At 38.2% G+C, this 24494-nt stretch carries 26 protein-coding genes; 3 read left to right on the top strand and 23 right to left on the bottom strand.

Annotated features, from left to right (window positions below; genetic code table 11):
- From MUW56_RS22490 to MUW56_RS22935, 3 genes are all read right to left on the bottom strand, one after another.
- Window positions 1–675: a response regulator transcription factor gene (locus tag MUW56_RS22490; protein WP_292015304.1), complete on the bottom strand. Its 675-nt coding sequence runs from the start codon at window positions 673–675 to the stop codon at window positions 1–3.
- A 293-nt stretch (window positions 676–968) separates the two neighbouring features.
- A complete protein-coding gene (eptA, locus tag MUW56_RS22485; RefSeq protein ID WP_292015303.1) occupies window positions 969–2489 on the bottom strand; it encodes a phosphoethanolamine--lipid A transferase EptA in 1521 nt (506 codons plus the stop codon).
- Window positions 2476–2997: a phosphatase PAP2 family protein gene (locus MUW56_RS22935; RefSeq protein WP_367118576.1), complete on the bottom strand. Its 522-nt coding sequence runs from the start codon at window positions 2995–2997 to the stop codon at window positions 2476–2478. Before MUW56_RS22935 ends, eptA begins: the two co-directional genes overlap by 14 nt.
- Between MUW56_RS22935 and MUW56_RS22930 the strand changes: the two genes are divergently transcribed.
- The gene (locus tag MUW56_RS22930) at window positions 2918–3154 is read left to right on the top strand and encodes a hypothetical protein (RefSeq protein WP_367118577.1); all 237 of its coding nucleotides are present in this window, start codon (window positions 2918–2920) and stop codon (window positions 3152–3154) included. The two genes, MUW56_RS22935 and MUW56_RS22930, sit on opposite strands and share 80 nt — an antisense overlap.
- 155 nt (window positions 3155–3309) lie before the next feature.
- On the opposite strand, the gene MUW56_RS22475 is transcribed toward MUW56_RS22930, so the two are convergent.
- The 15 genes from MUW56_RS22475 to dapB all read right to left on the bottom strand — a co-directional run bounded on the left by MUW56_RS22475 (window position 3310) and on the right by dapB (window position 17288).
- Window positions 3310–6348, bottom strand: a complete 3039-nt coding sequence (locus MUW56_RS22475) for an efflux RND transporter permease subunit (RefSeq protein WP_292015301.1) — start codon at window positions 6346–6348, stop codon at window positions 3310–3312.
- A gap of 4 nt (window positions 6349–6352) precedes the next feature.
- Entirely contained in the window at window positions 6353–7276 is a 924-nt protein-coding gene (locus tag MUW56_RS22470) for an efflux RND transporter periplasmic adaptor subunit (protein ID WP_292015300.1), read from the bottom strand.
- Window positions 7277–7279: 3 nt separating this feature from the next.
- Window positions 7280–8542: a TolC family protein gene (locus MUW56_RS22465; RefSeq protein WP_292015299.1), complete on the bottom strand. Its 1263-nt coding sequence runs from the start codon at window positions 8540–8542 to the stop codon at window positions 7280–7282.
- Window positions 8543–8595: 53 nt separating this feature from the next.
- Complete coding sequence (locus tag MUW56_RS22460) at window positions 8596–9261, bottom strand: phosphatase PAP2 family protein (RefSeq protein ID WP_292015298.1); 666 nt, start codon at window positions 9259–9261, stop codon at window positions 8596–8598.
- A gap of 174 nt (window positions 9262–9435) precedes the next feature.
- Window positions 9436–9633 carry an outer membrane beta-barrel protein gene (locus tag MUW56_RS22455; RefSeq protein WP_292015297.1) on the bottom strand — a complete coding sequence of 66 codons (198 nt, stop codon included), beginning with the start codon at window positions 9631–9633 and terminating at the stop codon, window positions 9436–9438.
- Between the two features lie 190 nt (window positions 9634–9823).
- Window positions 9824–10624: a type II CAAX endopeptidase family protein gene (locus MUW56_RS22450; RefSeq protein WP_292015296.1), complete on the bottom strand. Its 801-nt coding sequence runs from the start codon at window positions 10622–10624 to the stop codon at window positions 9824–9826.
- 199 nt (window positions 10625–10823) lie between these two features.
- Window positions 10824–12110 (bottom strand): HAMP domain-containing sensor histidine kinase, encoded by a 1287-nt coding sequence (locus tag MUW56_RS22445; protein ID WP_292015295.1) that lies wholly within the window; start codon window positions 12108–12110, stop codon window positions 10824–10826.
- Between the two features lie 10 nt (window positions 12111–12120).
- The gene (locus MUW56_RS22440; RefSeq protein ID WP_292015294.1) at window positions 12121–12798 is read right to left on the bottom strand and encodes a response regulator transcription factor; all 678 of its coding nucleotides are present in this window, start codon (window positions 12796–12798) and stop codon (window positions 12121–12123) included.
- Between the two features lie 222 nt (window positions 12799–13020).
- Entirely contained in the window at window positions 13021–13425 is a 405-nt protein-coding gene (locus MUW56_RS22435) for a hypothetical protein (protein ID WP_292015293.1), read from the bottom strand.
- Entirely contained in the window at window positions 13418–13660 is a 243-nt protein-coding gene (locus MUW56_RS22430; protein WP_292015292.1) for a hypothetical protein, read from the bottom strand. The genes MUW56_RS22435 and MUW56_RS22430 overlap by 8 nt, the downstream gene beginning before the upstream one ends.
- A gap of 124 nt (window positions 13661–13784) precedes the next feature.
- Window positions 13785–14816 carry an ACR3 family arsenite efflux transporter gene (gene arsB, locus MUW56_RS22425; protein ID WP_292015291.1) on the bottom strand — a complete coding sequence of 344 codons (1032 nt, stop codon included), beginning with the start codon at window positions 14814–14816 and terminating at the stop codon, window positions 13785–13787.
- A gap of 4 nt (window positions 14817–14820) precedes the next feature.
- Window positions 14821–15429 carry a protein-tyrosine-phosphatase gene (locus MUW56_RS22420; protein WP_292015468.1) on the bottom strand — a complete coding sequence of 203 codons (609 nt, stop codon included), beginning with the start codon at window positions 15427–15429 and terminating at the stop codon, window positions 14821–14823.
- 30 nt (window positions 15430–15459) lie between these two features.
- Window positions 15460–15933 (bottom strand): DUF6428 family protein, encoded by a 474-nt coding sequence (locus MUW56_RS22415; protein ID WP_292015290.1) that lies wholly within the window; start codon window positions 15931–15933, stop codon window positions 15460–15462.
- Between the two features lie 53 nt (window positions 15934–15986).
- Window positions 15987–16310, bottom strand: coding sequence for a helix-turn-helix transcriptional regulator (locus MUW56_RS22410; RefSeq protein ID WP_292015289.1), 324 nt, complete (start codon window positions 16308–16310; stop codon window positions 15987–15989).
- Between the two features lie 177 nt (window positions 16311–16487).
- Window positions 16488–17288 (bottom strand): 4-hydroxy-tetrahydrodipicolinate reductase, encoded by an 801-nt coding sequence (dapB, locus tag MUW56_RS22405; protein ID WP_292015288.1) that lies wholly within the window; start codon window positions 17286–17288, stop codon window positions 16488–16490.
- A 286-nt stretch (window positions 17289–17574) separates the two neighbouring features.
- Between dapB and MUW56_RS22400 the strand changes: the two genes are divergently transcribed.
- Window positions 17575–18180, top strand: coding sequence for an alpha-ketoglutarate-dependent dioxygenase AlkB (locus MUW56_RS22400; protein WP_292015287.1), 606 nt, complete (start codon window positions 17575–17577; stop codon window positions 18178–18180).
- Window positions 18181–18243: 63 nt separating this feature from the next.
- Here MUW56_RS22400 and MUW56_RS22395 read toward each other — a convergent pair whose 3' ends face one another.
- The 3 genes from MUW56_RS22395 to MUW56_RS22385 all read right to left on the bottom strand — a co-directional run bounded on the left by MUW56_RS22395 (window position 18244) and on the right by MUW56_RS22385 (window position 21557).
- Window positions 18244–20652 carry a TonB-dependent receptor gene (locus MUW56_RS22395; protein WP_292015286.1) on the bottom strand — a complete coding sequence of 803 codons (2409 nt, stop codon included), beginning with the start codon at window positions 20650–20652 and terminating at the stop codon, window positions 18244–18246.
- Window positions 20653–20868: 216 nt separating this feature from the next.
- Complete coding sequence (locus tag MUW56_RS22390) at window positions 20869–21153, bottom strand: hypothetical protein (RefSeq protein WP_292015285.1); 285 nt, start codon at window positions 21151–21153, stop codon at window positions 20869–20871.
- Between the two features lie 263 nt (window positions 21154–21416).
- Window positions 21417–21557, bottom strand: a complete 141-nt coding sequence (locus tag MUW56_RS22385; protein WP_292015284.1) for a hypothetical protein — start codon at window positions 21555–21557, stop codon at window positions 21417–21419.
- Window positions 21558–21588: 31 nt separating this feature from the next.
- On the opposite strand from MUW56_RS22385, the gene MUW56_RS22380 reads away from it, so the two are divergent.
- A complete protein-coding gene (locus tag MUW56_RS22380; protein WP_292015283.1) occupies window positions 21589–22374 on the top strand; it encodes a LexA family transcriptional regulator in 786 nt (261 codons plus the stop codon).
- A gap of 88 nt (window positions 22375–22462) precedes the next feature.
- Here the strand turns inward: MUW56_RS22380 and xth are convergent, their stop codons facing one another.
- Both xth and MUW56_RS22370 read right to left on the bottom strand, forming a co-directional pair.
- Window positions 22463–23239: an exodeoxyribonuclease III gene (gene xth / locus MUW56_RS22375; protein WP_292015282.1), complete on the bottom strand. Its 777-nt coding sequence runs from the start codon at window positions 23237–23239 to the stop codon at window positions 22463–22465.
- Between the two features lie 431 nt (window positions 23240–23670).
- The gene (locus tag MUW56_RS22370) at window positions 23671–24483 is read right to left on the bottom strand and encodes a ferritin-like domain-containing protein (protein WP_292015281.1); all 813 of its coding nucleotides are present in this window, start codon (window positions 24481–24483) and stop codon (window positions 23671–23673) included.
- Window positions 24484–24494 lie beyond the last annotated feature (11 nt).

Here is a 24494-nt window from a genome sequence, read left to right as displayed (position 1 = left end):
TCAGATTTCAAATTTGTAGCCCATTCCGTACACTGATTTTAAATAATCATCAGCTCCGGCTTTTGACATTTTCTTTTTAAGATTCTTGATATGGGCATAGATAAAATCGTAAGTATCGTGTAAATAGGCATCTTCGCCGGATAAATGCTCCGCAATTGCAGCTTTGGAAAGGACACGGTTTTTGTTCACTGCGAAATAAAGAAGCAGGTCATATTCTGTTCTTGTCAAATCTGCAAATTGATGATCTACAGCAACCGTTTTTGCGACAATATCAATGGTAATTTCCTTGAGGATCAAAATGTTTTCCCCATTAAACCTTCTTCTGCGAATGACCGCAGCAATCCTGGCGCTGAGCTCTGAAAGATGAAAAGGTTTCGGCAGATAATCGTCAGCACCGAGTTTTAATCCTTCAATTTTATCTTCGATAGAATTTTTAGCTGAAATAATAATAACTCCTTCTGTTTTATTGTTTTCTTTTAAAAATTTTAATACCGACAGGCCGTTTCCGTCAGGCAGAGAGATATCAAGAAGTACACAATCATAATCATAAGAATCCACCTTTTCAATAGCGTCATTGAAACTGCCGGATACCTCACAAAGGTAATTTTCAGACTTTAGATAGCTGACCATACTTTTGCTTAAAGCCCATTCGTCTTCTATAATAAGTATTTTCATATTTCTTATTAAATTAAATGCCTTCACTGCAAAGCCTGTGGAAAACAAAAGGATCTTACAAAAAAGCATTATTATTCAGTAAAGATCAAATATAATTTTGTAGAAATTCTGAATTGATTAAGGATCTTACCTGCTGCTGGAACCTGTATTTAAAACGACAACCGGAGAACAAATTGATATTCATAAAAATAAAATGATGGGCTGAAATTGGGATAACCTAAATGGTATATTGCAAAGAAGCAATAGCCTCAGGTCACTTCTTTGCTGGGCGCACAGGATGCAAGCGGCGGCATTTATTTGAAAATATTCATTTTTTCGTCATAAACAGGACTTTGTAGGCCCAAAAAATTTAAAACACTGTGAAACACATGATGCTGAGACAATATTTTATTGGGTTTAAGCTGTTTTGAACCATCAGATACCCAAACGATAAAAGGAATCTCGTATTGTTCTTTAGGAGCCATACTTAAAGGTAATCCATGCATATATAGATTTTTTTCTCCTAAAGATTCTCCGTGGTCTGAAACAAAGATCATGGCACTGTTATACTCTTTGAGTTGTTTTAAATCATCAATTACCTCAGATAAAATATAATCGGTATAAACGATGGTATTGTCATATGCATTGACCAATTCTGTCCGGGAACAGTTTCCCAGTTCAACGCTGTTACAAACGGGTTTAAAAGTCTCGAATCGAGCCGGATATTTCTTGCTGTATGTAGGTCCGTGACTGGTGCTGGTGTGTAATATGACAAGTATTTTATTTTTTTTACTGGCTGCTATCTGGTCCTTTAGCCCGGTCAAAAGAATTTCATCATAATTACATCCTTCGCCTTTGCAGTTTGGCATTAAAAACTCCCTGTTCTGATAATTTTTTATATGAACTGGCGGCTCTCCCCAGTTTGTGGTTCTCCAAATAACCTCTACATTATTTCTTTCTAAATAATTCGGCAAGATTTCATACAGGTCACCGGTATTTTTATATTCCAGAATACTCTTGACGCCTGCGGTGGTATAGGTGGCATCAGAGGTAGCATCAAAATGAAATACATGCGGTATTTTGGAAAGCAGCGGATTTGTATTCTTCCTGTATCCATAGAGAGAAAAATTCTGGCTTCTTGCAGATTCTCCGATAACCAATACCATTACCGACTTCTTGTTGTCTCTTATCGCTGCATCGGGTAATAAAATTTCTTTTTCATTTTTTTGGCTTTTATGAATATAGAACAGAGAGATATTCACTGAATATGACCAGGGCATCGCAAGTCCGCCTAATGTTTTTGAATTTTTATCAATCCACAGCCAATGGCTTGCATTGGCAAATACCATAGTGAGCATAAATAACAGGCTAAGCGAAATGGTGATTAAAAACCTCTTCAAAGGTACAGTGGCGACTTTAGTTTTAATGATGTAAATACCTGGAAGAATACCGAGCACAATGATGTATACTATCAATTTGACGGAAAAAAAACTGCTGGATTCTGAATAATTGGTATTGAGCACATTACCGATCATACTTTCGTCTATGACGACACTGTATGTATTGATAAAGTAAACGGCAATTGCATTGATGATAAAAGTTAAAACCAATAAAAATTTTCCTACAAAACGCGACAGAAAATAAAAAAGGTAGAATGCAAAGGCATTGGCCACCAACATTAGAATCATTAAACTCATAATGAGGATAATGCCGTTCAGACTTTTATAATCGACATTTTTAAAGACAAAACTGTAAAAGGGAAAATGAAACAATAACAAAGTAAGAAAACTCATCAGCAAAACAAAATGAGTTAGTTTTATATCATTTTTTAACATACAGCGCAATAATTTTATAAAGTGAAACAACTAAGCTAATAAATGCCAGATAAAATATGGTCAAATTTTCATTAATTATTTTGTTGAGTATTGCAACACCACAAATCAGAAATAACAAAATAAAAATGGGATAGTATTTTTTATGATTAATCCAGGACCAAATTCTGTATTTTCGGCTGAGAAAGATCCCCGTAAGCCCGGAAATATACCCCACGATACCGCCAATAATGACATCAAGCGGATAATGTGCTCCTATACCTACTCTCGTCAACACAAGAATCAGCCCGGTAACGAGTACGAAAAAAATCCATATTATTTTGCAGATCAGCTTTTGGGGGCTAAAGGCAAACATGAGAACTGTAAGTACCGCCAAAACTGTAATCGAATGTCCTGATGGTACACTGTTGTGTCCGGACAATGTTTTTCCGATGATCACAAAACTATTGTTATCAAATACTGCAGCAGGTCTGGGTACGGCAAATATTTTTTTAAGTACATTAGAAAACAAACATGATACAAGAGAAGCTGATAGTAAAGATTCCCACATTTTAGGGGCATATACAATGAAAATGGTTAAGAATGATAAAAAAACCAGCGCATCTCCCAGCTGGGTAAGATTATACTGTATATCTGGAAATTGTGACAATTCTGAATTTAAAAAATAGAAACAGTTCTTCTGGTTCTGTATATATTTATCAGCAGATAAGGCGTCTTGATAATAGAGATATAAAAAAATTATCATCAAACAAGACAGCGGTAAAAAAAATAAAGAAAGCCTGAGCTTTGAATAATGATTAATAACATTTGTGTTCATTGTGTTTTATTGATTATTTGTTTCTTTTTGTTTTAAATTGATTGTATTGAGCAATGTCGGCAAGACAATGAGCAGAAGCGGTAATGCAACGATAAAACCACCGATAACAGCGATGGCTAAAGGCTGATGCATTTGAGCTCCCGTTCCGATTCCCAATGCTAAGGGCAGTAATGCGATGATAGCTCCCAAAGCGGTCATTAATTTCGGACGAAGCCTTGTACTGATGGCATAAATGACAGCCTGTTCCTTGGTTTTCGTTGCCAGACTTTCGTGGAATTGCAGATAGGTAAAAATGGCATTTTCCCCGATGATTCCCACCATCATAATGAGTCCTGTATAACTTCCGACATTCAATGGAGTGTTTGTCACATACAGTAACAGAATACCTCCCGAAAGTCCCAGAACTGAAACAAATAAAATGATTAAAGCCACCAGAACATTCCTGAACAAAAACAGCATCACCGAAAATACCAGCAAGCTGGAAACCACCAAAATAATCAGCAGTTCTTTAAATGATTGCTGCTGTTCTGCATATGCACCGCCATACACCACAGAATATCCCACCGGCAGTTTCATTTTCTGATTCATTTGTTTCTGAATTTCCTGGATTGTTCCCCCCAGATTTCCATTATCTAATCTTGCGGTTACGATACCTAACGTCTGCAGGTCCTCTCTGTTTATTTCGGCAGAACCGGAGATTACATTTACGGTTGCAAATTCGCTCAGTGGTTTCAAAGTCCCATTGGGTAAAGCAATCATACTGTTGCTGATGTCACTTAGAGACTGGTTGCTTTTCTCGTTGTACAATAACCGTATCGGCGTGTACTGAACGTTATCAAAAATATTTCCGGCTACGTTCCCGTCCAAATTGGCCTGCAGCTGGTTCTGAAAATCAGGTAAAGAAATAGTATACTGTGCCAAAACAGGCAGCTTAGGATGGACAACCATTGAGGGGCCGGCAATGACAATTCCATCGAATACATCGGCTGTACCATTGACTTTTCTTACAATGTCCGCGATTTTCCTTGAGTAACTTTCTATTACTTTCTGATCTGTTCCGAAAACTTTAATTTCAATGGGCTGTACACTGCTCATCAGATCACCGAGCATGTCGGTAATCACCTGTCCAAAATCTACGGTTAAAGGTAACCCTGAGGCATCAATTTTCGCCCGGATATCATCTGTAACTTCATTAGTCGTTTTACTTCTGTTCTTCTTTAGCTGAATCAAATAATCTCCCCTATTCGGTTCCGTGATAAAGAACCCCATTTGGGTTCCTGTTCTTCGGCTGTAGGCCTGGACTTCAGGAGTTGAAGTGATGATTTTTTCAACCTCTTTCAGTTCTCTGTCGGTTTCTTCCAGTGAAGTTCCCGGTGGTGAATTATAGTCTAAAACAATACTGCCTTCATCCATATCAGGCAGAAATCCGGTACTGATATTGGGGAGAATTATCGCCGTTACAACCATAAGGATTCCTATGAATACATAGCTGTATAAAGGTCTTTTAATGAAGAATCCCACCCATTTCCTTTCTTTTACATCGTGATGCTGAAGATTTTTTTCTTTTTGTTTTCCTGACGATAAGAATAAGTAAACGATAGGCAATAATATCCATGTCGCCAAAAATGAACAGACCAGAGTGATAATCATGGTGTCCGTCATCACTTTAAAATAAGCTCCCGCAACACCACTCATCAGCATAAAAGGTAAAAAAATGACAATTGTACTGAGTGATGAGCCGACCATGGCTTTCAGAAGATAATTAATCGCTTTTTGTACTAAAGTTTTTGAAGATTCCTCGGGATGTTCCTCGTGGGTTCTATGGATTTGTTCAACCACCACAATCGCATCATCAATGATTAATCCTATTGCAGCGGCAATGGCTCCCAACGTCATAATATTGAATGTTTGTCCCATTGTATACAAAACAAGCATCGTAAGACTTAAGGTGATCGGAATCGTGATTAAAATCACGGCACTCGCCTTCCACGAACGGAGGAAAATGATAGCAACAATGATGGCCAAAACCAATCCGATCCATAAAGCATCGGTAACACTTTTTATAGAATCATTCACAAAATCTGCCTGGACATAATATGGTTTTAAAACCAGATCTTTCGGTAACGTTTTTTGCAGTTCGGCAATTTTTGCTTCCATTGCTTTGCTCAGATCAACTACATTCGCATTGGGTTGCTGTATGATCGCAATGAGGATACTTTCCTGTCCGTTGGCATTCACTTTAATATATTGTTTCGCATTGTGAACATTGATCTGGGCAATATCACTCAATAAAACGATGCGGTTTCCGTTATTGCTTAACACAAGATTCTTCAGCTGGCCTTCATTGCGGATCTGGGCATCGGTAAGCGTTAAATAGAGATACCGGAAATCTGAAGAATAACCATTGGATTTAATGAAATTGGAATTATTAATTGCCTGTTCAACCGAAGCGGGTGTAATTCCCAATCTTGCCATTATCGCCTGATTCATGACCACCCGGAATTCCTTGTCCTGTCCGCCGATAATTCTCACCTCACTAACTCCCGGAACCTGTGAAAGAAAAGGTTTGATGGTATAAAGTGCCAATTGTTTCAGCTCAATAGGATCTTTTGAGCCGGAATTTAAAGAATACCCCATCACCGGAAGAATTGAAGGGTTCATTTTTTCAACAGAAATATTCACATCTGTCGGTAGCTGGTTTCTTACTTCATTGATACTGCTTTCGATCTGCTGTTTGGCTAAATCTACATTTACATTCCAATCCATAAATGCGGAAATTTCGCAACTTCCTCTGCTGGTTGTGCTTTTTAAAACCTGCAGATCCGGAACTTTTTTCACGGCACCTTCCAAAACTTTGGTTACGCCTACTGTCATTTGATTCACAGGCTGCTGTCCCGCATCTGCAATGATCTTTATTTTCGGAAAAGTGATCTGCGGAAATAAAGCCGACTGAATCTCAGTATAAGAATAGATTCCGCTTGCCAATATCAAGAAAATCAACACCAGCAAAGGACTTTTATAGGTTACAAAAAATGATTTTTTCATAACGTTATGGTTTTTGTATTTTCACTGTTGCTGTATCGCTCAACCCGAAATTTCCGGAGATAATAACCCGGTCTTTTGTCGTCAAATTCCCGGATTTTATCTGGATATACTGATCCGTTTCTATCCCTTTTGTAATATCTGTTTTTACAGCTGTTGTATCATTGATTAACTTCATGACCCAGAAAGAAGACTGGGTTTCATCACTTATAACCGCCATTTTAGGTACCGATAAACCGTATGCAGACGTTTTGGAAAAACTTATTGTACCAATCAGATTTTCAGGAATATTGCTATTGGGAACCTGCAGCAAAACTTTTACGGTTTGAGAAACCGCATCCACAGAAGGCATTACTTTTGCGATTCTTCCCTGCAAAACCGTATTGTCAGGCAAGGTAATCGGTAAAGAGCCTTTATTTTTTATGATTTGAAGGTATTCATAAGGCACATCTACCACAAAACCAAAACTGCCTGCATCGGTAATGGTTGCCAATACTTCCCCATCCTGTACATAATCCCCGATCTGATGGTTCAGCATAGCGACATATCCTGTTGCAGGACTCATTACCGTCGTTGTTCCATTGAAGCGAAAGGATTGATCCAGTTTATTAATGGTATTTCCCAGCGCTCTGGCTTCTTTGGTCTGCAATCCGAAAAGTACAGCTCCTTTCCCGACGCGGTCTGCCAGCTTGATGGTCATTTTTGTAATATAACCGTTGCTGTTGGCTTTTACATCCGATTTTAATAGATAAGTTGCCGTTGCATTAAGCGTCACCATAGTGTTGAGTTGAGCTGTATCAGACGGATAAGCCACCGTGACAAGTGTTTTAGGGTTTGCATCAGGTCCGGAAGTTGCAGGAACACTTCCGTCCGTTTTCTTACAGCTGAAAACAGCAAAAGAGAGGATAAAAAAGGTGATTATTTTTTTCATAATTTATGGAATGATTAGGTATTGCAGCTGGTTTTTCAGGTTGAGTAAAGTGGTGTTATACCGGATCATATTTCCTTTAAGACCAAGTAAATTATTAATGGATAAAATAAAGTCCACCATTCTTACATCTCCCGTCGGAAGCTGTTTGGCGTTGGCTTCAACTAAAGTTTTGGCATAAGTAATCTGTTGATTCGCGGTATTGATCATGTTATCATACTGTTCCATCTGATTTTTAACCTGAAGAATCTGTTGCCGATATTGTCTTTGTGTCTGTTCAAGATATTGTTGGCGGGTTTGCAGTAATAATTGGTTTTGCTGCAACAGCATTTTTTTCTGATGGCCGTCATAAATCGGAATGGTGACACCGACGCCGACACTCATTCCAAAATTTTTATAGGGAGTAAGCGTAAATGAAGACTGGTAACCGCTGTCAGAAAAGGCCGTGATCTTTGGGTGATAATCATACTGAATGATTTGGGCATCATTCGCAAGTTTTAGACTGTCAGCTTTAAAGGCTTTAGCATACATACTCTCATCAAAAGAAAGAGGATTGAGTGTTTCTTTAAACTGAGGTTCTTCAACGGGTTCGAAGGTATTATCTACAATTCCGGACAAATATTTCAACAGGGAGTAATTGTTCTGCCAGTCTGCTTTTTGCTGTTCCAGCATCAGTTCGTTTTGTTGAAGGGTAACTTTAAAAGTCAGATAATCTGTCTGTTTGAACACCGCAGCCTGTGTCAGTTTTTTTAATACAACGTCTTCCTGATCCAGCAGATGTATGATTTCCTTATTTAGATTATATTGCTGCTGGCTTGCATAGGTGGCAATGTATTGATCTGTAATCTGTTTATTAAGCGTTTGAATACTGATGTTTTTTTGTGCTAAAACCTGTGCAATACTAGCATTAAAACCTGCCAGCCGCGTATTCAGATTGTTGCGGCTGATGAATTCTTTGGCAACTCTTACGCCCGCAAAAAGGGATTGCCCGTTTGTCAATGCGCTGTCATATCCCCAGCCTTTACTATTCGGAGAATAGCCAGCGCTGCCCTCTCCTGTTACGATAAAGCCGTATGTTGCTCTTAATTTTAAACTGTCAATTCGGTTAGAAATTACCTGATTGTTGTAATCGTTTAAAAGCGGACTGTTGGCCCGGGCTGCTGCAAGAAAATAAGACAGTGTGTTGGGCTGCGCATCTATTTTAAAACATCCCCCAAACAGCATCAACCATACAAAACCACGAAGGAGATATGTACGAAGAGTATCCATATTCTATCAATTATAGGGTAAAGATGCGATGCGATTTTGTAGGAATTCTGAATTTATATTTTCAGGAATATTCTTTCATTTTTAATATAGAAATACCCCGTTATCAAAACGTAGAAAATACCTAAAATAAACCCGCCTAAAACGTCTGTAAACCAATGCGCTCCGAGATAGACCCGGGAAACCGCTCCTAAGAAAATCATTAAAAGACAAATGCTGGTGAGCACTATCTTAATGGGAGATTTCATCTTTTGAAAGTAAAGAATAATTAAGATTAATGTTCCAAAAAATACGGTGTAAAATAAAACGTGGCCGCTCGGAAAACTCTGGTATTTCGTTTCTTCCAAAAGCACCACAAGATCTTTGGGAGGGCGCGGCCTGTTGATCAGTATTTTCAGGCCTAAACCCAAAACACCGGAAAGAAGTGTCGATAAAACGAGTAAAGCTTCCTTTTTTAAACGTAACATCAGGAAAAAAAACGAACTTAATCCCACCATAACCATCGATATAGGGGTTCTCCCCAACCCGCTGATCCAGATCATGAGTATGTTAAGATTCCGGGTCTGAGTTTCCTGTATTTCCTCAGAAATATGAATATCAAGATATTCCGGCGGTTCAAGCACTACAAAACAGCTTAACAGTACAAATGCAATCAAAAGCGTGGCAAGTACAGCACAGAATAAAATTCTTTTATGAGTTTTAATAAATGGGATAAGTCTCATCAGTCAAAAATTAATGAATACAAAATAATATCCTGATTCTGAATTTATTTTGAATTTAATTTACTTGTGAAGCTTCATTCAAATAATCGTTGCTGATATCTTTTACTTTTTTAAAATTCATTTTCCCGAATTTATAACTGAAGCTGATCCCAAAAGAACGAATCGGTAACTGGCTCACGGAATATGAACTGTATTAAAAGGGTTTGTTGCTGTCAATCCGATACTCGCCTTTTTATTCCAGAAATGTTTTCTGGCAGCAATGCTGTAAATGATGGAATGGGGATTTTTTCCCTGAATATTTTTCGCGGCAGAATTATAATTCCCAACCACTTCTACAATAAAATCTTTTGAAAGCTGATAGTTGGGCAACATTATAGATTATTTTATCAATTTTATTTTCCACAACCGCTTTTTTAACAACGATGATGACTTCCTGAATGGTTTTAAGCCGATTTCCTTTTAAGGAGTCAACTATTTTGTTGCTAATTGTTCCTGAATTTGTATTGAAAATATTCATCCATGTAAATATCGTATTTAGTTTATTTTCAGCTGCTTTATCTTTTTAAAGTGTTATTTTTTTAGAAGATATGATGTAAATAGTCAAAATCATTACGAATACGAAAGCACCTAACCCTACATTTTCTGTCTGTATTTCATATCCCTTATCAACGATCGTATACCAGCTGCCAGATTGGTTTTTAAAACCTGTTATCCATTGTCCAAAATTCCATGCTGTATGAAGTGCAATTGGCAAAGCAATGCCTCTTGTCTTTAATGCGGCAACTCCAAATAATAAACCTCCTAAACCGGAACCAATGATTGACATTTTCCAACTCGTACCCGCTAAAACATGTTCAAAAATAAAGAGTACAATCATTACAGACAATGCAAATACTGCTTTAAATTTATTGTCCAATGTCCTCAATACATAAGAACGGAAAACCAACTCTTCCCGAATGGCTATCAACAAATAAAAGAATAAAGAAAAAACAACTGTTCCCAAATGGACTTTTGGATTCATTATTAATTTTAGGTGCCCAAAAGCCATTACAATCAAAGCTTGGAATATGGCTAATAATAAACCTATTATAAAGCCTGAAAAAAGCCTTTTTAGCGTAAATATATCCGGCTTCATTCCAATATAGGCAAAGCTTATCCTATCCCATTTAACAAATAAGACTATCACAAAAAAAGTAGCTAAAATGGCTAATAAAACGGATATAAAATCGACATTTTGTTTTGATAATTTTTTTGACAAGTGTGACGTTGATATCAGTATTATTATAGTACAAACATAGAATAACAATACTTTTGCAAAAGCCTGTATATTCTCTTTCCGAAAATTTATTTTTTTATCATCCATATTGAATGTAAGCTTTACAAAGTGTTCTTTTTAAATTATTTGCCTTTCATTTTTCCATTTTTAATCTCTTTTTCATATAAAAATGTATGAGTTCCAGTTTAAATATTCAAATACAGTAGACATTAGATCTATTTGTGAAGTTGCGAGACAATTTTTTCAGACTGCTGATTAAGATTATAAATAATTGCAGGATTAGAGTTTATATCATCACAGAAAAAATATGGGTATTATTTTCAAATGTATAATTAATTTTCCATTGATGGAATTTACATATTTCGCTGATAATTGCTAGTCCCAAACCGCTGCCGCTATGATCAGCTGACAGCTTTGAAAACCTTTTAAACAATAGGTCTGTATTTAATTTTTCTGTTCCTGAATTCGCTATTTCAAACAATGAATCCGTTAATGTAACTGAAATTGATCCGTCAGGCGGAGTATGCCGAATGGCATTTAATATCAGGTTATTGATTAAAACCTCGGTTAAGCTGCTGTTTCCATTTACTTTTACAGAAGATGAAATATTTTCATTAACCGAAATATTCTTCAGTTCGAAATGTTCCTGCAGTATTTCCATACTTTGATGAAGCAGTCTGTCAAAATAAATAATTTCTGTATTGTCAAACTGGCTGTTATCAATTTTGGCTAATAATAAAAGGTTTTTATTGATTCTGGAGCTCCTTGTTAAAGCTTTGTTCATCTCTTCTGTGATCTGATACTGTTTTTCCGTGAGATCTTCGTCCTGTAATAAAATATCCAGCTTATTCTTCAGGATTGCCAAAGGCGTCTGTAATTCATGAGAGGCATTTTCCGTAAATTCCTTCTGTGTTTTAAACACTGAAATATTATGTTCAATCAGCTTGCTTAAGGATTGATTGAGTTCTTCAAATTCTGAAATATCTGTGTTATCAAACTCAATTTTGGTCTGATTATTCAGGTTAAATGTTTTTAGCTGATCTAAAGTATGGCGGAAAGGTTTCCAGATTGATGTCGAAAGCTTTTTATTTAAAAATAATAACCCGACAACAATAAGAACAAAGAAAAAAACAGTTATTAAAGCGATTGCAGCAACGGTTTCCTGAGATTCCTCAATATTGGTTTCTACAGTGAAAAGATAGGGAGCATGATGGATATAAATTACTTTTTTCAGGCATCTGTATCTTTCAATTTCTGGCTTGGAAGCAAAAGTTTTTTGCTTTTCAACAGTGAAAAACATATCTTTTTTTACATGATTAAACGGTATTTTTTCAATATCCGTTCCCGGTTGGATTTGATTCCAGAGGGCAATGCTTTTTTCTAATGCTGCATCAGAAAGCTTTAAATTATTGAATTCATAAGCCGTTTTTCTCGCAATAGTAGTGTTGTGTTCATCCAGCTCTCCTTTCCAGATTGCATCCACTACAAAGTAATACACGGGAATACTGATGACCAGAATAATAAGGACATAAATAATAAACGGCTTTGTTGTTCTGCTTAATAATGGTTTCATAGATAGGTCTTTAATTACTTTCCCATTTATAGCCAGTTCCATATACCGTCTTCAAGTAATGTTCACATCCGGCATCATATAATTTTTTCTTTAAATTTTTGACATGAGCATATACAAAGTCGTGGTTATCCAGCATATCAGCAAAATCGCCGGAAAGATGTTCTGCTAACGTACTTTTAGAGATTACTTTGTTTTTATTTCCTACAAAATAAATCAGAAGGTCAAATTCTTTTTTTGTGAGGACGATCGTTTTGTTATTGATGCTTACTGTTTTAGCCAAAAGATCAATTTGTAATTCATTTTGTTTGATAACATTTGAATTATTAAATTGTTTTCTACGGATAATGGAATAGATTCTTGCCATTAACTCCGAAAGATGAAAAGGCTTCGTCAAATAATCATCTGCACCCAGTTGTAATCCGCTAATCTTATCATCCAACGCATTTTTGGCCGAAATAATGATCACACCATCCTGTTTATTCTGCCTTTTGAGTTCTTCTAAAATCGTAAGACCGTTTCCGTCCGGAAGCATAATGTCAAGCAAAATACAGTCATAGCTGAAAAATTCTATTTTGTTCATTGCATCGTTATATGTGGATGCAAACTCACATAGATAGTTTTCTCCGGAAAGATATTCAGAGATACTTTTTGCTAATTCTGTTTCGTCTTCAATAATCAGGATTTTCATTCTGCTAATTTATAGATTCAATTTTGAAGAAACTTTGAATTAATATATAAAAAATAAACCGGACTATATGGATTAAAAATTATGGATCATCTTTTCATATTCATGATATCTTGTAACAATAGAAATTCATTGCATCTTTCCGCAATCGTGGCATTTTGTATATATGCTTTATATTAACCTCTAAAAAAACCTCTTTTAAAATGTTTTAAAAGAGGTTTTTTTTTATTTAAATTGTCCGTAAGGTTTAAATTCACAGGGTTGTGTCTGAGTAATATGGTCACAGCCTAATGAATTACTTTGTGCTCCTGGTTTTAATTCAAAATAATGCATTTCGCAAACATCATAGTTTTCATAACCGCTGTATTTCCATTTTTTTACCACAAAACCTTTTATAGTCTTATTGGGGTGTATGTTTTTATAAAATATTTCTTTACCCCAGGTAGCGCCACATCCATACTGTATTTCCTTTGATATTTTCTGGAGATATGCAGATTCGCTTTTGGTATTATAGCCAGCTGTATTTATGGTCTCACAAACAACTGTTTGGGCCCGGTACTGCATGGATGGTCCAAAAACAATCATCAGGAATATAAGCAGAGTTCTGACAGGTACAGCTGTATTACTCATTACACTGTGCATTTGTTTTATACCATTGGCAGCCGTAGCCACTCGGTGCATCGATCAGTACCCAAACCCAACCTTGATAACAGATCTGCCGGCCACAAGGTTCATTGTCTTCGATTCCTGCTTTTTTCAATTCGTCAATTTCTTCCGGAGTGGCAGGAACGCCTTCAAACGCTTTTCCGTCAATAGTGAAAACATCATTTTTCCACGTGATTGCCATGTCATTTACTTTTTTCATAATAGTAGTTTTATAGCGGGCGCCTTTATTGGTTTTCGGCTTCCCATTGTTTATGATAACAAATGTCTTACTATTCATCATTATGTAAAATACCACTTTTGTGGTATTTTTTCCGGGTTTATCATCAAGGGTAATACTTTCTTTTCAGGAATAAGCTTATTCGTACAAGCAAAATTAAAACAGGCACTTCCACGAGGGGCCCGATTACTCCGACAAAGGCCTGTGGAGAATGGATCCCGAACACTGCGATAGCTACGGCAATGGCTAATTCAAAGTTATTTCCGGTGGCCGTAAAAGCTATGGCTGCATTTTTATCATACGGAACATTGCTTAAGGTATTGATAAAGAAACTTATAAAAAACATCAGGACAAAATAGATGATAAGGGGTACTGCCACTTTTGCCACATCCAATGGTAATGCCAGTATTTTATCTCCTTTAAGGCTGAACATCAGGACAATCGTAAATAATAAAGCATATAACGTCAATGGGGAGATGGCTGGAATGAATTTCCTGTTGTACCAGTCTGCTCCTTTTAGCCTCATCAGGCTGTAACGGCTGAAAAAGCCTGCGAAAAAAGGAATTCCCAGGTAGATCAGCACACTTTCTGTGACGTCTTTCATGGATATGCTTACCTTAAAATTGGCCAGACCCAGCTTTTCCGGCAGAACATTAATAAAAAGCCAGACCATGAAGCTATAACTAAGGACCTGAAATATACTGTTCAACGCCACAAGCAGGGCTGCATATTCACGATTCCCTTTTGCCAGATCGTTCCATACCAGTACCATTGCAATGCATCTGGCTAAGCCGATGAGAATAAGGCCGGTCATATAATCGGGTTCATTCCTAAGGAAAACAACAGCCAGTAAGAACATTAAAACCGGGCCTATGATCCAATTGAGCAGAAGCGATATTCCTATGATCTTTCTATCTCTGAAAGCTTTTGGCAGCAATGAATAATCAACTTTTGCCAATGGCGGATACATCATAATGATTAATCCTATGGCTAAGGGAATATTGGAAGTTCCTATGGATAATGAACTGGTCATATGGGCAATATTGGGAAAGAAATATCCCAGGCCTACTCCTAGAAACATCGCCAGGAATATCCATAATGTGAGAAACCTGTCAAGGAATTTTAATTTGGGCTGCATTTGACTATTTGATCTGTGAAAAAACATAAAACATTTCTGCCCCTATCTGTAAGCTCCTGTCATGGTATACAGCCGCTTGTTCAGGGGTACCGTCAGAAGCTTTAGGATCCCCGAAAGTGACAGGAATACGCTGGTCTGCTCCTGCAATGAAAGGACAGCCGCTGTCTGCCTGTGAACAGGTCATAACGGCAGCAAAGCCTGAAGCCGGGTTAAAAGGATGATCATATTTTTTTGAAAATCCTATAACCGGATGCCGTTGATCATCATACTTTATCGCATATACAGGGTTTTCATGACGGGATAGCGTAATGATCTGGCATCCCTGGTCCTGTAGCGTTTCCACTACTTTGGGGAACATTGCTGTTTCTTCTGTTCCTCCGGAATAGCACGTAACTTTTGGAACTCCATAATAAGCACTTGCAATCTGTGCCCAGACCTGGGAAAGATGGCTCCTTCTTGAATTATGAGTACAGATAAAATTAATATCGACTGCCTGTTTACCTTCTACTCTTTTCTGAATAAATTCAATCAAAGGGGCCAGGACCGCTTTCCGATCCTCTCCTATTTCTTGATGATTGAATTGGTCTATTGTTTTTATGATTTTAGGGTACATCATCGCTGGAAAGATTTAGAATATTGATTTTTAGCAGCATCCTGAATCCGGAGTACAGCAGGAAGTTTTAGCAGGAGAAAGTTCAGACAGTCCCTTTTTTTGTTTTTCTGTTGGAATCCCACAAGATTCCTGAGCCAGGCAGGCCGTTGTCTTGTTTTTAAGGATGAAGTTTTTTCCGTTAAATTCTAAATCATACTTTCCGATCGTTAGATTCTGATACTCCACTTCTATTTCATCATCTTCAATTCCCAGTTTTTCTTCTGACAGTTGAATGATGTTTAGAAGCTTTCCCGGTTTTAATCTATGCTCAAAATCATCAGCATCCCACAATTGAAAGTTGACCGCCTTTTCCTGACGGATCGTTCCTCCGCAGTCAATGAAATGCTTGGTGACTGTTCCCACTTCTGTTACATGGAAGTGCTCGGGAACAAAAGTTCCGTTTTCCAGTTGAAACTCAACATTATCCAATGTTGGCAAAATTTTCTTGATTTCAGATAATTTCATAACTTTTAATTTATTTATTGCAATATTACGATATATTAGGATAAAAAAATGCATTAGCAGCATTTTTGATGAGAAGCCTGTATTATTTTTGAAAAATAATCCTTCAATATTCCAAATGTATTTTCGTCAATACAGTAGCATATAGAAGTTCCTTCAATATTGCCTTTTATCAGACCGGCATTCTTCAACTCTTTTAAATGCTGGGAAACTGTGGCTTGTGCCAAAGGTAATTCATTGACAATGTCTCCGCAGATACAAGTGTCAACTTTTAACAGGTATTCGATGATAGCTACCCTTGCAGGATGCCCTAATGCTTTGGTAATTGTTGCGATCTTATTTTGCTCTTCAGTAAAATGATCTGTTTTGGTGACTCCCATAACCTGAAATATTTATCGCAATATTACGATAAATATTTCAGATAAAAGTATTTTTTTCAAAATTTTTTAGTACGTTGCCTGTAAGCCAGCGATATAGATTTCCGGTGTTTGGTTTTTTACGATTCCGAAAGCGGAACGACAATACTCAGTTAATAACCGTTTATTAAGCATGATTCCTCAGAGATCCATCACGGTATCTAGTCCGCGTTGTAACCCTTTGAATCTTCCTGCCTTTTCTATGGCTAATAAGGCTCCTTTGACATACGGCTCCGCACTTGATCCGGAATCATGTCTGATCGTTAGTTTTTCATCTTTTAATCCAAAAATCGTCTCAATGGAAATAACATAGCCGGGCAGTCTTACCGAATGCACCTGTACTCCATCTAAATTAGCTCCCCGACTGTCTTTCTCTCCAACCAGTTCATCATTCGAAATAGGTATAGCCGGTTTTTGAACCTGTGAAAGCCGGTGTGCCAATTCCCTTGCAGTACCACTCGGGCTGTCGATTTTATCTTCTTGTGCGTAATCTATAATTTCAAAATTGGGAATGTATCTGGCTGCCATTTCCGAAAATTTTTGGAGAAGGACCACCGTTAATGAAAAATTTCCTACTGCTAAAACAGAAGAATGGTATTCATCGGCTACCTGAGCTATTTCCGAATAATCTTCAGAAGTTAATCCCGATGTTCCGATCACTACTTTTTTTCCTTTTTTTAAGGTAGAAACAGTATTCTTCTTGCAGATATCCGGGCTGGTGTAATCTACCAATACATCAAAATCAACTTCTGATAAAGCGGTATCAATGTCGCTATATATTGGAATTTCAGCATTTCCTAGTCCTAATATCTGTGCAAGATTTTTACCACTGCTTTTTCTGGATAAACCGCCTACCAATTCCATATTCTGGGTTTTATAAACTCCTTTGCTTAATTCTGAACCAGCCCAGCCGGTGGCTCCTGCAATAAAAACTTTGATCATTTTACTATTTTTTGATTTTTAATTAATGTCATCCGGCTGAATATCAGCTCGACATTTTTAATGAGACCTGGTTATATAAAGATATCAAAAAAAACATAAACCGCTATATTTCAGTGGAAAATAGAGCTTTTATGACTGCTGTTTGTAAAGCCTGTTACAGTTTTGCAACATAATTTGTATTTTTGTTGATATAATTTGGATCAACGTTTGTTTTTAAGCTGCTACCAATCTGCACTCTCTCCTGTTTACAGAGAGAAATACTTGCGGTGTACCAATAATTGTAAGAATGAAACAACTTAGTTTATTTAATACTGAAGAATATTATCAGTTTCCCACGGAACTTTTGGAATATACCGAACATTTTTTGTCTGAAAATGAAGCTTCGGAGCTTGAGGAATTACTGATAAATACGGCTCCCTGGAAACAGAGGTCCCAGAAAATGTATGATAAAATGGTTTTGACACCCCGTTTAACCGCGTGGTACGGAGATGATGCCAGAACGTATCAGTTGGGAGGAACCCTTTTTCCGGTCAATCCATGGCTGCCGGAATTATGGAGTTTAAAACAGAAGATTGAGAATGCTTCAGGTTATCAATTTAATTCCGTTTTATTAAATCTTTATCGTGACAGGAATGATTCCGTAGCCTGGCATCGTGACAAAGAAAGTGAATTGGGGAACCGTCCTGTGATCGCTTCTGTAAGCCTTGGACAGGTAAGGAATTTTGATTTCAGAAAGGTGGATGACCATTCAAATAAATACAGCCTGCCTCTTCAGCATGGTTCATTACTGATTATGAAAGGTGATCTTCAGATAGACTGGGAACATCGTATTGCCAAGTCTGTCTTTCCCATGAGACCAAGGATTAATTTGACGTTTCGGATGATCCGGTAAATTCACTGTTATCTATTTTTCAAAATGATGATCAGACAGATAACAGTGAAAATATAGTGAGTGTTATATCTTAATCTTTACTCCTGCTGAAATGTTGATTCCGGCCAACGGACTCAGGAATTTAAGCTGGGAATTCTGAAGCCTTGCTTCTGTATTCAGCAGATTGTTTCCTGTAATATAATATTCGATACTGCCCATTTTCAGGCTGTCATCTTCATAGGAAATACGGGCGTTAAGAAGGGAAAATGCAGGCATCGGAAGTTCCGGATTGATATTTTTCCCCAGGTATTTCTGTTTCATATAATGGTCTAAAGCGATATTGAAACTCATTTTTTGAACCGTGCCTGTAAGGCTGAAACCAAAACGGCTGGTCGGCATATTGGGCATATAATCTCCGTCACTCCACTTTCTGATGGAACTGTCTGCAGTACTGATGTTTTTGACCAGGTCATAATACCCTCCGATCTCCCACCTGCCGAATCTTTGAAGGTCCGCTTTATAACCCGCTTCAGCTTCAAATCCATTGATCTCAGTGTCATCAGAACGCCATTCTTTTACAAGGAAAATTTCCCGTGAAATTCCGGTGTGAGCGAGGTAAATATAGTTTTTATAAAGGGTATGGTACCAGCTGGCTGAGAAACGAAGGTTTTTTAAATTCATTCCACCTCCTATTTCCCAAGTTTTTGCGGTTTCCTTATCCAGTTTATCATCTCCGTTTTCTTCGGTCATGATGGCAAAATGATTGTTGCCTGCGTAAAGTTCATTGACTTCGGGTGCCCTTTCCGAATGGTTGTACTGTACTTTCAGATAAGCTTTTTTGAAAATATTCCACTGGGCAGCAGTATGGAACTGATGGAGGGTGAAATCCCGGTCAGAAAGTTGGCCTCCCGAAAGGCCGCGACTTCTGATGTATTGTTTATCTTCATCCGCTCTGCGTTGTACATGATCATTTCGGTATCCAAGATCAAACTCAAGAAAATTAAAATTCAGATGCTGCATAGTGAATATCCCGATTTCACGGCTGATCGTATTGGGAAGATACCTCTGGTTTCCGCTTCCTTCCATATTCCTGTATTGGATTTCCACTCCGGTAGTTCCGGTTAGAAATTTCATTTTTTGCTGGGCGATTTCCAGGCGGCCGTTGTGCTGCTGTACATTGAACTGATTGGCTCTGTAGCGGTCAAGAAGTTCCTTGTTTTTAGAAAATACACCCATATAATTTAATTGTATACCGGCTATTGGAAAATCAGAGAATGTATAGGCCGATTCAAACATTGCTTTATGAGAAAGACTGTTGATATTGATCGGTAAATACTCGGGCTGTTTCTGAGGTTTGCCGTGGGAATGTGCTGGGATCTTAAACAGTGCATACCCCGGAACTCCAAAATACGAATATGAGTTTTGATAGGTTCCTCCCAGGTACAATGACTTTCCGATATAACTTGTTCCAATGTAAAAGGAATTGCTTTCAGAATGGCTGTTCGGGATGAGTCCGTCTTGGGTGGGAACAATATCCTGAATGCTGTTGACTTCACTTCTGTAGCGGTCTTTTACAGGGTCCTGGCCCGGAATATATTGGTCATTCTTGGGATTAGGGTAATGTTTGCCGTCTGCAGGGTTATAATAGGTAGGGCTAAAGGTGTACAGGTCTCCCTGGGAAAGGCCGTATTCTTCCATGTGATCAATGGCAAACTGACTGATATAAGGAAAAAGACTGGTATTGAGTACATTTCTGGAGTCTACATTGAGCTGGCAAAGGGATTGCAGGATACTGTTGAAACCAACCAGGTCCGGATCATAACATCTGCTGTCTTTGGATTTCCCGGGGATCCGGACAATTTCCTGTTTTTGATTGCTTCCTCCTATCGTCCATACCCAGTTTTTATCGATGCTCCCCCGGGCAGAAAAAGCCTGCCTCTGCCCACTGTTGCTTCCTCCTTCAAGGAGCGCTTTCAAATTGATTTTTTTGGATGGGAGCTGACGGGCCACATAATCGGTTTCTATATCCACAGCTCCCCCGATGGCTTTGCCGCCATAAAGAACGGAGGCTGAACTTTTATAGATATTGATTGTCTGTACATTATCCATTTGAATATCCATACTAAAGTCCGGACTGATTCCTGAAAGGTCATTAACGGCGACCCCGTTTTCCAGTATTCTTACCCTGTTTCCGCTCAGACTTCGGATCACAGGAGCTCCGGAGTTGGGCCCATAACCGGAATTTTGGATACCCGGAATTTTACTCAGCGTTTCACCTAACGTATAGGACTGGATAAAATCAAGAGTTTTTCTGGGAACACTGACCACATCATGATTCTGTTTTCCCTGTATCTGAATGGATTCAATGTCTTGTATTGTTTTTTTCCCGGAACCAGTTTCTGTGCTGTAAGAACTGAAGGGTAAGAAATAAGTGAGCTCCCCATCAAAAAAATAACGGTCTTTTTCATGTGCATATGCTTTAATAAGGGACAAAGCTAAATAATTTAATTCATTAAAGCAACTATGTTGCGTTAATGAGTTAAACCACATCTTCACTTTAAGTATCGTAAAAAGGCCTAATAGAATGAATAAAAGGTTATTACAATCAATAAGCCTGCACGGGAATTTCCATGCAGGCTCTTCATTATTAATCATTCATAAAAAAACCACTCTAAAAAGAGCGGTATGCTTTATAGTATCTGGTTTATCCTAGCAAGTAGATCCACACTCAAGTAATCTGATATGGATAACACCGTTGATTACACACTGTGTCTGGCATAATGTCTGTCCTACTAAAGTACCTGTAGCGCCTAATGCACCACCTACTGTAGAACCTACGCCGCCAATCACACCGCCAACGATAGTACCAACACCACCCACTACACCACCGATTACGCCACCTAGGCCACCGATTAATCCTCCGATTGGATCAAGTAGTCCGTTACCTGAAATAGTTTTTAACTCGTTTCTGTCTAATTTTTTTAAATTTTTCATAACTATAATTTTATATGATTATTACATCACTAATATAGGAATATTAATAATATGTTTTTAATTTTTCTGAAAAAAATAACGAATTAATTTTATAATTTAATATTTCGTTAATATAAAGCTAAATTGATGAATTTATCACTTTTTATGGTATCTGATTGATTCTCTAAATGTTAAAGAATATATTTCAAATTCAGAAATTTAGAGTTAATAATTTAAGAGAAATATTGTTTTTTTATGATGATTCCTCAATACTTAAAAATGCCTTATTCTGCCGGATTGATGATGAAGAATTCATGGGATAAGCATTGCTTTTTTAGTCCAAAATTCTGATTGTGCTCTTCAAAATAATGAATTTCCTGAATTTCTGGTGTAAAAGCGGGAGCGATCATTGATAACGAATTCAAATTTTGTATTTTTGCCGACATACTTTTATCAATGTCAATTTTTTCAAATAATATACGCTTTTTAAGAGCTAAGAGAAAGCTCTCCCAGCAAAATGTAGCCGACGAATTAGCAATCTCCCGTGTCCGGTATTCTAAATACGAAAACGGAATATCTGAGCCTCCTATTGACCTTCTGGTTAAAATATCCAAATATTTTCATGTCAGCACAGACCTCTTGCTGGCGGTAGACATTGAGAAACATCCGACAGACGAAATGCTGAAACTTCCGGATAACAGAATTGTTCTTCCGGTGGCTGTAGACCACCTGGGAAATGATACCATTGAAATCATTCCGCAGAAAGCGTCCATGGGATATCTGGAAGGATACAGCGACGTAGGTTATATTGAAAGTCTTCAAAGGATTGCCCTGCCCTTTTTGAATAATGGAAAATACCGGGCTTTTCCGGCAGACGGAGATTCTATGCCTCCGTTTAGGAACGGTTCTTATATCGTAGGGAAATATGTAGAGGGAATCAGTGAGCTGAAGCCGGGGAAAACTTATGTTTTCATTACTCTGAATGACGGAATTACCTACAAACGTTTTAAAGAAAGAAAAGAAAATACCATCTGTGTAAGTGCCGACAATTCATTTTATGAGCCTTATGAGATCCCGTTTGACGAAATCGTGGAAATATGGCAGTATGCATCGGGAATTTTTCCGGAAGACTTTGAACCCGGTGATTATGAAAGCTATAATTTCAAAGAGATGTTCCGTGAAATAAGACAGGACATCAGGGAGCTGGACCGCAAGGTTTCGGGCCGCCGCCGCAAGTCTTGATAATAGATCAACGTGAAAGACTGTAAGGTCTGTTGATGGCAAATGAAAACTGTCGGTTCCGGGAGGAACTTACAGTTTTTACCTGGGTCTATTGAGGAGCCAGCTGAATCCATACCGGTGCATGGTCACTGCTTTTTTCCCAGCCCCGGACATGAGTGTCTACTCCGCCCGACTGCAGCCGGGCGCTTAGATAGGGACTCAATAAAATATGGTCAAGTCTCATTCCTGCATTCCGGTCATAGGCTTTGTATAAATAGTCCCAGAAGGTATAGATCTTATCTTCGGGGTAAAGGGTCCGGATAGAATCAAGCCAACCTTTTTTCTGTAATTCCTGGTATGCTTTTCTTACTTCGGTTCTGTACAGGGCATCATTTTCCCACCGTTCGGGTTTGTAAACATCGATGGGGGCAGGAATAATGTTGAAATCTCCGATAAGGATAGCGGGAAGGTCCATTTTGATCAGCTGGCTGGTCCGTCTTTTAAAACGTTTGATCCAGGACAGTTTATAATCGAACTTAGGTCCCGGATAGGGATTACCGTTGGGAAGATACAAACAGCATATCACCATCTGATCAATAATAGCTTCTATATATCTGCTCTGAAAATCATCCGGATCACCTGGCAAAGTCCGCTGTACTTCTTTGATTTCCAGATTTCTGGCCAATATGGCCACTCCATTCCAGCTTTTCTGGCCATTCCATATGGCCTGGTACCCGGCATTATTGATTTCTTTTAAAGGAAAACGTTCCTGTGGCGCCTTAAGCTCCTGAAGGCAGACAATATCCGGTGATGCCTCTTTCAGCCACCGCAGTAAAACAGGCAGCCGGCCGTTTATTCCGTTAACATTATAAGTTGCTATTTTCATGGTGGAAATGGGTTAGAATGAACAGATGTTTAGATCTACGGCAATAATTATTCCATCAGTATGGGTTAAATTACAACTTGTCAGATGATAGGGTAAGCAGCGGTTTCAGTTCTGAAAGAATAGACACGGTTAAAATCCCAAAATATCTGTGGTATTGAATATAATTGATGGTTTTAATTTTATGATACAGGCAAACGGATTATTATGGTCCTGTCAAATAATCTCTGGAATTCAAAGGCTTAAGATTCTTTACCGCATTCCATTTCGTTCAGAATGGCACGTTTGAGACCGCTTCTTAAAGATGAACCCTGATGAGTTGCTGATGGTATGTTTTTAAGGTCCTGTAGCTGTTATAATGTCTTTTGAGAAAAAAGCCCTTTTTCAGATAACCTGAAAAAGGGCAACACCACTTCACCATCACTCAATCACAATTATACTATAAATAGAGAGGCAATAGTCTGTGCGTCGCTGCCACTCAAAATTTCGTCATATGCAGCAGAACCTGCCGCTGCTCCAAATAAGGTTCCTGTATTATATCCGGCCTGGTTGGTATTGTCTTCCCCGGCATAGACAGGATTAGTTGCTGCCGGCATATTTCCACCGTTGGCAAGCTCGATCCAGCCTTTATTGGCCCTCATTCTTCTTACCTGTGAGGCATGTCTTGCCTCTACGGAATGGATCTGCAAAGCAGCCTGAAGTACAACTTTATTGGACATTACGTTTCCGGCCTGTCCTTTATACGCTCTTACCCCGGTATCTTCAAAAGCCTGGGCCAGGATCAGAAATTGGTTGTAATCTGTAAAAGGGCTGAATTTTCCGTTCGCCGTAAAATCAAAAGTAGGTTTGGCTCCCGGCGTTGTCCCTAACGAAGTAAGGGTATTTTTCAAAAAACTGACATGAGCGGATTCATGTTTTGAGATCTGCATAAAAACAGTTCTGTCGGCACTGGGAATAAGTCCGGATGTGGATAATCCGATACTGTAATATTCATTTTCAAGATATTCCAGGACCAATGCCAGCTGTAAAGCATCTGTCAGAGTACTTTTTAAAGTGCTGCCTGTTACCTCTCTTTTGGTTGGCTCTGCTTTGGCGGAAGTAGCCATCAGAGTTCCCAGTCCAAGCGGTACAGCGGCTACAGCTTTTTTTCCGGATAATGCCCCATTCGTAATGGTTTCCAGTCTTGATGCTTCCGTTGTAAAAAACTTATCATAGGAAAGCTTGTCTAATAATCTAAGAATGTTCATAATGTGAGTTT

The organism is Chryseobacterium sp. (assembly GCF_022869225.1).
Lineage (GTDB): Bacteria > Bacteroidota > Bacteroidia > Flavobacteriales > Weeksellaceae > Chryseobacterium.
The sequence above is the reverse complement of the archived record's forward strand: the minus strand, read 5'-3'. Positions and strand labels throughout refer to the sequence as shown.